Below are 9,651 nucleotides of genomic sequence, written 5' to 3'. Positions count from 1 at the left end.
CACCTAAGTACTTCCTCCCCGACGACAGGGTGAAGGTGAGGGGAAGGGTCAGACCCTGCCCTTACGCCCCGCCAGTGACCTGTTTGGAGACATCGGGGGACGACATCGACATCTTGGAGTGGAAGTGGATAGAACCCAGATTCAGGGAAGAAGCTGCAAAGAGAGGAGCATTCGATGTAAATGCCCTCCTCCAAGTCACCAAGTTCGACCGGGAGCTCATCAGAGGGGTAATCGAGACCGGTCTGGATCCTCTCAAGATGAGGGAGAAGTTCGGGGAGAACCTATCCTCCAGAAGGGATGTGAGGTACTTGGTGGATACTATAGCGGCAATGGCCATGTACGCCATATTCCTCAGGGATCTACCGGCTGCGAAGAGCGTGAAGACCACCCTGTACTTGCTGAGAGACCTGAACCTCCCTGAGAGCGAGCACAGGGTTCTGGAGCTCCTAGGTGAGATGATCGATGCTTTAGTGAGCAGGGAAGGTCTGGCTCCCTACATATCACCGCCAGAAGCCGTTCAAGGAGTAGTGGAGAGGTACCCCGTGGCGGAGGAGGAAGAGATAGAGGGTCTCCCGAGGCTCGGCTTTCTGGCTAGGAGGATAATAGAGGATCTCAGGGAGGGGAAGAAGGAGTTCCTGATAGTGGAGATATCCGATGGCTCCCAAGTGATGGAGGCGAGGAAGATGGCCGAGGTAGCTGCGGGAGTCGCGAAAGCGAAGCTCTACTACATGCCAATTTCATCGCTCAGCTCAGTCGAGGGGATGAGTCAGGTGATATCGGACCTCAAGAGCATAGTGGAGGGAATCAAGCCGGATGAAAAAGTGATTTTCTACATGGAAGGGCTTGAGCTCCTCATTCCCAGCGAGAGGATGATGGAGATGATGAAACTCACCCCTCAAGGAGTATCAGCGGCCAAGGCATTCAAGGCCGATCTCATGAAGACGCTGGAATCCCTCTTGGAGAAGGTCATCGTGGTGTCTGTGACCAGCTCGAAGGTCCTCATAGACGAAGAACTGACCTCCAAGGCAGCCCAGATAGTCTCGGGCGAGACGGGGATGGGAATAAGCGGAGGAGGGTACCCTCCCTACTGATCACTCCCTCAATATAGTCATCACGGGCCTCCTAGTTGCCTTAGCAACTCTCTCCGAGATACTCCTCCCCACGACCTTTCCCAAACCTTTTCTCCTTCTCTTGAACATGATTATCAGGTCGTACTTCCCCTCCTCAGCCTCCTCTACTATGGCATCCGCCACATCCCTCGCCTCGGCCACGACTACCCTAGTGGGGATACCCATAGTCCTCAGCTCTTGAGCTAGATCCCTCAACCACTCGGGAGTGTTCACTTCAACATCGAGGGGCGTGGTTATGGGGACCTTCACCACATGAAAGATGGTCAATTCGCTCCCCCCTTCGAGTTGGGAGAGTGCCGCCACTATTTCCCTTGCATCCACCCTATCTTTGAGGGGGAGCAGCACCTTTCTCAGTTTAACCACCTCTCCTTATCCCCAGCAACCGTTTTAAGCTCTTTCTACATCCTGAGCTCTAGGTGAAAATGAGAGTTCGGGAGGATCCAACCACTTCCTTCGTGAGAGGGAGCTATCGTCTCCTCATCTTAGCGTTGCTAGAAAGCTCTGTAATGCACGGTTACCAGATTTTAAAGAACTTAGAGGGGCTGACGGGACAGAGGCCCAAGATAAGCACCCTTTACTCGATACTGAAGGACATGGAGAGGAGCGGCCTTCTTCGCTCGAGAGTGGAGGATGCCAGGAGGATATACCAGCTCACGGAGAGGGGAAGGCAGGTCCTGAACGAGTTCAGGTCCAAGCTGGGCGAGGGGGCGCTGAGGATACTAGAGTTCATAATGAGGCCTAGGGCCCCCCCTTCCAATTGTTAGAAGCGTCACTTCTAATAACTTATATATTCATCAGAACAGTGACTTCTAATGAGTATGCTCGAGTGGCAGAACCCTTGGTGGGAGGGGAAGAAGAGCAAGGTAGTCCTTAAATGGGAGGAAAGAAAGTACAAGTGGGTTCCCTCGTGGTTAAACGAGATATCTCTTGAGCCATTCTCTCTCAACTTCGTGGTGGGCCCCAGGCAGGTGGGAAAAACCACGGGCCTCCACCTTCTCATAGACAGACTTATTAAGGGCGGGGTGGAGCCACAAAGGATATTCTTCCTCGATCTGGACCTCATATGGGATCTGGACTCCTTCAAGAGGGCTCTGGACGATTACCTGAGGATGAGAGCTTATGAGGGCCACGACTCGTCCTACATAATCTTGGACGAGGTGAGTAGTTTGGAAGGGTGGTGGAGGCTCGTCAAGGGCTACATTGATCTGGGGATCTTTGACAACGATGTGCTGATTCTCACGGGATCCTCATCCCTGAGGGTGAGGGGAAACGCGGAGCTCTTCCCCGGCAGGATGGGTAAGGGAGTCGAGGTGGAGGCTCTGCCCCTTTCCTTTCGGGAGTTCCTCCAAGTGAAGGGGATCGAGGTTAAGAGAACCGGGAATCTAGAGAAGGACATGGTCTCACTTCTTCCAGTTAGGGAGAGGGTTAGAGGGCTGTTTCGAGACTATATGAGACTCGGGGGATATCCCCTCTCCGTAAATGAAGATCCAGCGGCCGAGGAATCCTTCATAAGATCCGTCATCGGCGAGCTTCTGAGACTGGGGAGGAATCCCTCGCTGGCCTCGGCCGTAGTGGGATCCCTGTTCAAGAAGGCCCCTTCTCCCCTGTCTTACAGCTCCATAGGCTCAGATGTGGGGGTATCATACAAGACCGTCAGGGACTACTTGGAGGTGCTCAAGGGATTGATGGTGGTTGGGGAAGCTCCATTCATGGAGTCGGGCTCGGTAAAATGGAGAAAGGAGAGGAAATATTTCATAAGAGATCCCTTCCTCGTAAGGTCCTTGGCCGGCTGGGTGGGAGTGGATCCCTTACCCAGCGCCGTGTACGAGTGGGTCGTGCAAGAGCACCTCCTCAGGAGGTTCGGAAGGGTCTATTACTGGAGGGACGGGTACGAAGTTGACGCCGTTGCAGGAGGGCTCAGGGTCGAGGTCAAGGCCGGGAAGCCCCACAGAAGATATCCTAGGGATGTCCTGATCTTAGATGAGTATAACATAGCCGACTTCCTAGCGGTGATCATCTGATCCTAAGTTCTTCTGGCCTTGATGGCCACAAAAGTCCCCAAGAGAGCCCTCTTCACCTTGATAACCTCGAACTCCTCCCCTATTATGCTGGTAAATTCGGAAGCCGTCAACATGCTCCTAAAGGTCGGGTAGAGGGCCTTCCATGGCGTATCTAAGCTCCCGTATATGGGCATGGAGATGAGAGGGACCAAGATCCTGAGGTAGAGGCCCACCAGCCAGGCGAAGGCCCTGTTGTCCGGTCTGACTAAGTCCAAGACTAGGAGCTGGCCTCCCGGCTTGAGCACCCTTCTGAACTCACTTAAAGCTCCGTAAAGGTCCCTTGCATCCCTCAAAGCGTAGGCCGTCACAATGACATCCACGGAGCTGTTGGGTAGAGGAACGGATTCGAAGGTGGCCTCCAAGAAGTTGAGCTCAACGTCACCAGCGATGTCCCTTAGGTTATCGAAGGCCGCCTTCAGCATCGACGGCAGCGGATCCAAGCAGTAGAGCTTACCCCTTCTCATCTTCCTCAGTATGTGGACCGACATGTTCCCAGGACCGCAGCCGGCGTCCAGCACTGTCATGCCGTCATCTAGCGTAGCCATGCTGGAGAGGACCTTCCTCATCCTCTCGCTGTAACCTAGAGTGATCACCCTGTTCACAGCCTCGTACTTCCTGACCGTCCTGTCCAGAGCGTTGACTACCTCCCTCCAGGTGCCGTCCTCTAAGCCCACGCACCGAGCTGCCCCGAAGAGGTTAAAAGGTTATCACCCACTGGGACCTCAAGTTTTTCTCCTCTCCGCTCGCGATCTCATATGGAGCTGCTGTACCTCTCCTACCAAGATATATCCTCCTTGGATATCCCTCTATTCGATATAATAAGGGTCATGGAGGATGCGTTCCGTCAGAAGGGAGAGGGTCTGGCCGAGATGCCTCCCAAGCCTGGGATCCATCCTCGACCGGACTCGTTTATTCATGCGATGCCGGCTTACCTCAAGGGAAGTGATGCTGCTGGCCTGAAGTGGGTATCGGGCTATCCGGATAATCCCAAGAGGGGCCTCCCCTACATAACCGGCCTGTTCATCCTCAATGACCCTGATACTGGAGTGCCGGTAGCCGTGATGGATGCCATGTGGATAACCGCCTATAGAACGGCTGCAGCTACGGCCGTTGCAGCCAAGTACCTAGCAAGGGAGGATAGTGAGGTCCTAGCGGTGCTGGGATGCGGGACCCAAGGTAAGACCAACACACTGATGCTCCGGGAGGTGCTCCCCATAAAGACCGTATGGGCATACGACATCGATCCGAAGGCCCTCGACAGGTACGAGGAGTTCGTTAAGGAGAGGATCGATGTGGAGATCATCCGGGCCTCCTCACACAAGGAAGCGGTGGAGCACGCAGACATTATAGTTACAGCTGGCCCGATCCTCAAGAACCCGAACCCAGTCATAGAGGCGGACTGGGTGAGGGAGGGCGCCACCGCCGTACCGCTGGACTTCGATTCCTACTGGAAGTCATCGGCCATAGCCTCGGTGGACAAGTTCTACACGGATGATGTGGATCAGCTTAAGTACTACATAGAGGAGGGGTGGATCCGTCCGATAGAGAGAATAGACGGAGATTTGGGTGAGGTCGTCTCCGGGAAGAAGCCCGGAAGGGAAGGGAATCACGAGAGGATAATGTCAATGAATCTGGGGCTAGCGATAGAGGATGTCGCGACGGGGAAGCTCATCTACGATCTGGCCATGGAGAAGGGAATAGGGAGGAAGCTTCCCCTTTGAGGCTCAGGTTGGGGATCCCCGTCGCTAGAGTGGTCTTGGGGGTGGAGGCCTCCACGTATAGGGAGGTAGGCCTGTGCCTCGACCTCTTCTTCTCCAAGTGGGCCTCCTCCCTCGACGAGTTCGTGCCCCTCTTAATACCCAAGCAAAGATGCATAGAGGATGAAGGTAGACCGCACCTCGAGCTCGAACCCCTAGTAACTCCTGAGGAGTTCGTTGAGAGGTTCTCAGTCGCATATAGGAGGTATGCCGAGCGGGTGGACGATCTCCGGGGGAAGCTGCTTCAGGTGAGGAGATCCTATCGCTTCAACCTCCTGATTCCTCCCTCGCCATCGCAGCTTCGGGCTGAGGACATGCTAGTGAAGGGGATAGGGTTGATCGAGGGTTCCGTGAGGGGAGTCAATCTAGTACTGGGGCTCGACGAGTGGGATAAGGTCGAGGAGATGAGTTTGATAGCGTGGCAAGGTAATTCGATGCTGTTTGATGTGCTCTCTCCAAGGGGTTACTTCAGGTTCGGGGAGAGGTCTAACCTCATGGCTACGCTGATAAGATCAAATCCCCAGCTACGGGATTTTCTCTCGTCCTTGACCAATGATTAGCACTCCCCTAATTGGAGGGAATGGTTCAAACTTGGAGCTATTGGCCTCATGTGGGACCGGATTTCCACGACCGCGCGCTTAATTTGATCAGGGATCGCCTCGTGATACTCGGCATACGCTCTTCGGAAAATTGGTTAGGATGAGATGAAAACCAGCTGTGCATGATCCAAAACATGGTCTATGAGGTTCCAGTAAGAGCAAACGGGGAGATCTCACTCCTCAGTGAGCCTCCTGTAGAGCCTTCTACCGGTATCATTTCGCACGTATCCGTTTTCCAGAGCTGGTATCACGAGATCGGGTCGGTCCGTGGTGATGGCGCCCACGCCCATCCTAGCTAGGGCGAGGGCCTGCTCCGCATCGTTCACCGTCCACACGTACGTGAGGCCACCCACCTCTCTCATCTCGCTCAGAAGATCCTCGTCCACATAGGAGAGCTCGACTGACAGTCCGTCAGCCATCGCATCAGCCATGACTTGGGCGGGCCTGGCTGGCCTGTCCTGTATGGACGCCAGCATCAAGTAGTTGCCTTTTAGCTCCGGTCTGAGCTTCCTGAGGGTGTTGTGGTACTTGGAGCTGATCGCGACTCTCCCGTCCCCAGGCAGTGAGCTGAAGATCTTGGGATCCACCTCGGGGGTCTTGAGGTCTACGACTAAGGCGACATCCCTCTCCACGATCTCTCTCACGATCCTGTCCAGCGATTCGCCCTTGGGTTCTGGGAAGAAGATTCTCCTCAGCAGGGCCTCCCTTAAAGTAGCTGGCTTTATGCTAGTTATGTGTCTGACCTCGCTCCCCGTTATGTCCACCTCCACCGCATCGACTCCCAGCTGGAGGTAGAGCCTGAGCTTAGTGAGGGTGTTCGCCCTATGCCCGACTATGAGCGGACGCATCCGGGAAGCTTGCATCCTAACAATTTAAACGTGCCTGAGCCAGCCAGAACCGAGCTGGGACATCGTATAATGGGGAGATCCATCTAGCCTTCACGCAATATCTCCCTAGCGAGCCCCACTAGATTGGCCATGACCAGTAAGAGGCCCCCGTCATCTCCCAAAGCGACAGCTGCCCACAGTGGGATGTAACCGATCACTCCAAGCAAAGCTGCTACAGCCTTGAAGATACCCACCAAGGCCATATTCGACCAGAAGGTAGATGCTACGGACCTAGAAGCCCTGAACAGCCATGGCAGTGACGGGATGCCTGACACGAGGGCCACATCGCCCGCCTCGATCGAGGCCTCCAAACTGCCGACGGCCACACCCAAGTCGGCCGCAGCGAGAGCTGGGGCATCATTTATCCCGTCACCGACCATCGCGACACACCCGAACTCCTTCAGCCTCCTGACGATCTCCACCTTCCCTTCTGGGGAGAGATCCGCATAGAGCTCGTGGATCCCCAAGCCCTCGGCTACCGGTCTGGCGCTCTCCTCCCTGTCACCGGTGAGCATGGCAACGCGGAGATCCATCTCTTTCAGTCGTTCGACCACCTCCCTAGCCATGGGATTCACCTCATCCCCGAGCGACACGTAGCCGTACCTCTCCCTCACCGAGGCATGAACGACGACGCTCCCACCCATAGCCTCCTCAACCCCGACGAAGGACGCCCTCCCGGCGACCACCTCCGCTCCCTCTACTAACCCCTTTATCCCCTCGCCCGGTACCTCCTCCACCTCCTCGGGTATCGAGAGCTTCAGGCCCATCCTCTTGGCTTCCTCCACAAGAGCTCTGGCCACGGGATGCTGCGAGGCCAGCTCCAGAGAGGCTAACAGTCTGAAATCCTCCACATCCATGTGTAACTCCCTCACCACCAACCTCCCCAGTGTGAGAGTACCGGTCTTGTCTATGGCTACAATCCTTACCTTGGCGGCCATCTCGACAGGAGCGGATCCCTTGAACAGAACTCCTCTCCTCGCAGCCACAGCCAGCGATGTGAGGGTCGTGGCCGGAGCGGCGACGAGGAAGGCGCTTGGACAGGCGACGGCGACCAAGACTATGGCCGCTCTCACCCCTAGGAGGGCCCATGCCAGCGCAGAGAGGGCGAGCATCGACGGGAGGTAGTACTTGCTGAACCTCTGGACCAGCCTTTCTCCGGAGGACTTCCTCTCCCTAAACTCCTCCACCATGGCGAGTATGCGCGAGATGAATGCCTCCCTCCCAACATTCAGGGCTCTGATGATCAGGCTTCCCTCGACCAAGAGGGAGCCGGAGTGAACGTAGCTGTCCACCTCCACCCCCACAGGTAGGGGCTCGCCGGTCACCACTGACTGGTCTAGGTGACCCCTGCCCCTGACCACCAGACCATCCACGGGGACCCTCTCGCCCCTAGCCACAACCACTAGGTCACCCCTCCTTATGGAATCGAACTCCACCTCTATGAGGGAACCGTCCCTCTCCACCTTGGCCTTCCTCGGAAGGTACTCCATCAACTCCTTCAACCCGGACTCGGCCCTCTTCATTGCTACATGCTCCAGTATCTCGGCCAGTCCGAACATCCCGAGGAGGAGGGTACCCTCAAGGTGGAGGTCTAGCCAGTAGGTGAGGGCGCCAACTCCGACCATCAGCAGGTTAACCGCATGCTCTAGCTCCACCTTCCTCTCGTGGAGCCCCTCCCACACCGTATATGAGGAGATCATGGCTATCAGTAAAAGGAGTAGAAGCGAATCCAAGCCCTCCATACCGGTTATGTGCAGGATAACGGATATCAGCGATGCGATCAGCACCGAAGCCCAGAAGAGATCCTCCAGTTTCAAGCTCCTCCCCCTGAGCTAGAGGGTCCCTTAAATAATATGCTCCCCCCCAACCTCAATGATGGATTGGAAGGACCTCCTGATAGACCTGTACATGAGGAGAGCGGAAAAGAACGTTCTAGAGGTAGGTACAGGTTTCGGAGCTAACCTATCCCTCCTTTTGGATGTTTTCTCAGATTCCACGATAGTGACAGTTGATCCCGAGCTCTCCGCATCGAACAGGGTTCCTCAAGGGGTTCACTTCGTTCAGGCTAGGGCCGAGAGCCTGCCCTTCAGGAATGAATCCTTTGATCTGCTCTCCACCGTTGCCACGATGCACCATCTCACCGACGTCCAGGCAGCACTTGGCGAGTTCAGGAGGGTGCTCAGATGCACCGGCAGGCTGGTCTTAATGGACTGGACCCCCGACTCCAAGTACAATCCTCACGGGAGGGAGAGGGTGTCAAGGATCATGGAAGAGGTAATGTCCTCCGTGGACCACTATATACAGGTCATTCACATGGAGGAGGAAGAGGACTACTACGTGATATGCGGAGCCAAGCTCTGCTGAGCTGAACCCAGCTGGGCGGACGATAAACCTAAAATAATGATAACATAAATTATCATAATAAGAATTATCATGTTGTTGACAGGAAGGAGGAGCTGGAAGCCCTGAAAGAGAGGCTGGAATCTGACTCGTTCGAGTTCATAGTGGTGATGGGGAGGAGGAGAATAGGGAAGACCCGTCTCATCTTGGAAGCTGTCAAGGGAAAGGATTACATCTATTATTTGGCCGTGGAGGGCGGTAACTTAAGGTATTTCAAGCTGATAGCCTCTCGCATCGTTCCTGAGGTCAGCTACGCGATGGAGGATTGGGAATCCATATTCGCCTTCCTGAGGGACAGGATAGTGGTCATAGACGAGTTCCTCAACATGGTGAAGGAGGATCCCAGCGTCGTTTCGGTCTTCCAGAGGATAGTGGACTTGCACCTGCGCGATACTAGGACGAAGCTGATTTTGTGCGGTTCTTCAGTCTCCATGATGAAGGATATCTTCAGTCTCCATGATGAAGGATAAGGTCCTCTCATACAAGAGCCCATTGTACGGCAGGAGGACTTCCACCCTCAGGCTGGGTCCTCTGAGGTTCCCCTACCTCAGAGAGTTCTTCCCCTCCTCAAGCTGGGAAGAGCTAGTGGAGATATATGGCTTCGCTGACGGAGTCCCCTATTATCTGAACAAGGTCAGAACACCCTTCTGGTCTTGGTTGGGGAGCGAGCTAAAGTCGCCAGACACGTTCCTCAAGGAGGAGGTGGACTTCCTACTCAAACACGAGTTCACCGAGCTATCCACCTACAGGAGGGTACTAGAGGCCATAGCCCACGGAAAGAACACCCCCAAGGAGATAAGGGACTACATTGGGTTGAG

General features: G+C 55.1%; 10 protein-coding genes and 1 pseudogene. 7 read left to right on the top strand and 4 right to left on the bottom strand.

What is annotated here, in order from left to right:
* A partial coding sequence (locus QI197_01275) for a hypothetical protein (protein MDK2371998.1) occupies window positions 1-1,091 on the top strand: 1,091 nt, incomplete at its 5' end.
* Here QI197_01275 and QI197_01270 read toward each other — a convergent pair.
* Window positions 1,092-1,493: a universal stress protein gene (locus QI197_01270; GenBank protein ID MDK2371997.1), complete on the bottom strand. Its 402-nt coding sequence runs from the start codon at window positions 1,491-1,493 to the stop codon at window positions 1,092-1,094. It lies immediately after the preceding gene.
* Window positions 1,494-1,552: 59 nt separating this feature from the next.
* Between QI197_01270 and QI197_01265 the strand changes: the two genes are divergently transcribed.
* Entirely contained in the window at window positions 1,553-1,894 is a 342-nt protein-coding gene (locus QI197_01265) for a PadR family transcriptional regulator (protein ID MDK2371996.1), read from the top strand.
* A gap of 48 nt (window positions 1,895-1,942) precedes the next feature.
* Window positions 1,943-3,151, top strand: a complete 1,209-nt coding sequence (locus QI197_01260) for an ATP-binding protein (GenBank protein ID MDK2371995.1) — start codon at window positions 1,943-1,945, stop codon at window positions 3,149-3,151.
* A 2-nt stretch (window positions 3,152-3,153) separates the two neighbouring features.
* On the opposite strand, the gene QI197_01255 is transcribed toward QI197_01260, so the two are convergent.
* Window positions 3,154-3,864 (bottom strand): class I SAM-dependent methyltransferase, encoded by a 711-nt coding sequence (locus tag QI197_01255; GenBank protein MDK2371994.1) that lies wholly within the window; start codon window positions 3,862-3,864, stop codon window positions 3,154-3,156.
* A gap of 81 nt (window positions 3,865-3,945) precedes the next feature.
* Here QI197_01255 and QI197_01250 point away from each other — a divergent pair, with 81 nt between their 5' ends.
* Both QI197_01250 and QI197_01245 read left to right on the top strand, forming a co-directional pair.
* A complete protein-coding gene (locus QI197_01250; protein MDK2371993.1) occupies window positions 3,946-4,911 on the top strand; it encodes an ornithine cyclodeaminase family protein in 966 nt (321 codons plus the stop codon).
* Complete coding sequence (locus tag QI197_01245) at window positions 4,908-5,507, top strand: hypothetical protein (protein ID MDK2371992.1); 600 nt, start codon at window positions 4,908-4,910, stop codon at window positions 5,505-5,507. The genes QI197_01250 and QI197_01245 overlap by 4 nt, the downstream gene beginning before the upstream one ends.
* 212 nt (window positions 5,508-5,719) lie before the next feature.
* Here QI197_01245 and QI197_01240 read toward each other — a convergent pair whose 3' ends face one another.
* Both QI197_01240 and QI197_01235 read right to left on the bottom strand, forming a co-directional pair.
* A complete protein-coding gene (locus tag QI197_01240) occupies window positions 5,720-6,394 on the bottom strand; it encodes a glycerophosphodiester phosphodiesterase (GenBank protein ID MDK2371991.1) in 675 nt (224 codons plus the stop codon).
* 83 nt (window positions 6,395-6,477) lie between these two features.
* Entirely contained in the window at window positions 6,478-8,250 is a 1,773-nt protein-coding gene (locus QI197_01235) for a heavy metal translocating P-type ATPase (GenBank protein ID MDK2371990.1), read from the bottom strand.
* A gap of 58 nt (window positions 8,251-8,308) precedes the next feature.
* Between QI197_01235 and QI197_01230 the strand changes: the two genes are divergently transcribed.
* Window positions 8,309-8,797: a class I SAM-dependent methyltransferase gene (locus QI197_01230; GenBank protein ID MDK2371989.1), complete on the top strand. Its 489-nt coding sequence runs from the start codon at window positions 8,309-8,311 to the stop codon at window positions 8,795-8,797.
* 44 nt (window positions 8,798-8,841) lie between these two features.
* Window positions 8,842-9,651, top strand: a pseudogene (locus tag QI197_01225) (ATP-binding protein).

The organism is Thermoproteota archaeon (assembly GCA_030130125.1).
Classification (GTDB): domain Archaea; phylum Korarchaeota; class Korarchaeia; order Korarchaeales; family Korarchaeaceae; genus Korarchaeum.
Note: the sequence above shows the minus strand (reverse complement) of the source record. Positions and strands in the feature narration are given on the sequence as shown.

Bases quoted from the DNA above. Each gene is read 5' to 3' on its own strand.
- QI197_01265 (MDK2371996.1), top strand. From the start codon at position 1,553: ATGAGAGTTCGGGAGGATCCAACCACTTCCTTCGTGAGAGGGAGCTAT.
- QI197_01260 (MDK2371995.1), top strand. From the start codon at position 1,943: ATGAGTATGCTCGAGTGGCAGAACCCTTGGTGGGAGGGGAAGAAGAGC.
- QI197_01250 (MDK2371993.1), top strand. From the start codon at position 3,946: ATGGAGCTGCTGTACCTCTCCTACCAAGATATATCCTCCTTGGATATC.
- QI197_01240 (MDK2371991.1), bottom strand. From the start codon at position 6,394: ATGCGTCCGCTCATAGTCGGGCATAGGGCGAACACCCTCACTAAGCTC.
- QI197_01230 (MDK2371989.1), top strand. From the start codon at position 8,309: ATGGATTGGAAGGACCTCCTGATAGACCTGTACATGAGGAGAGCGGAA.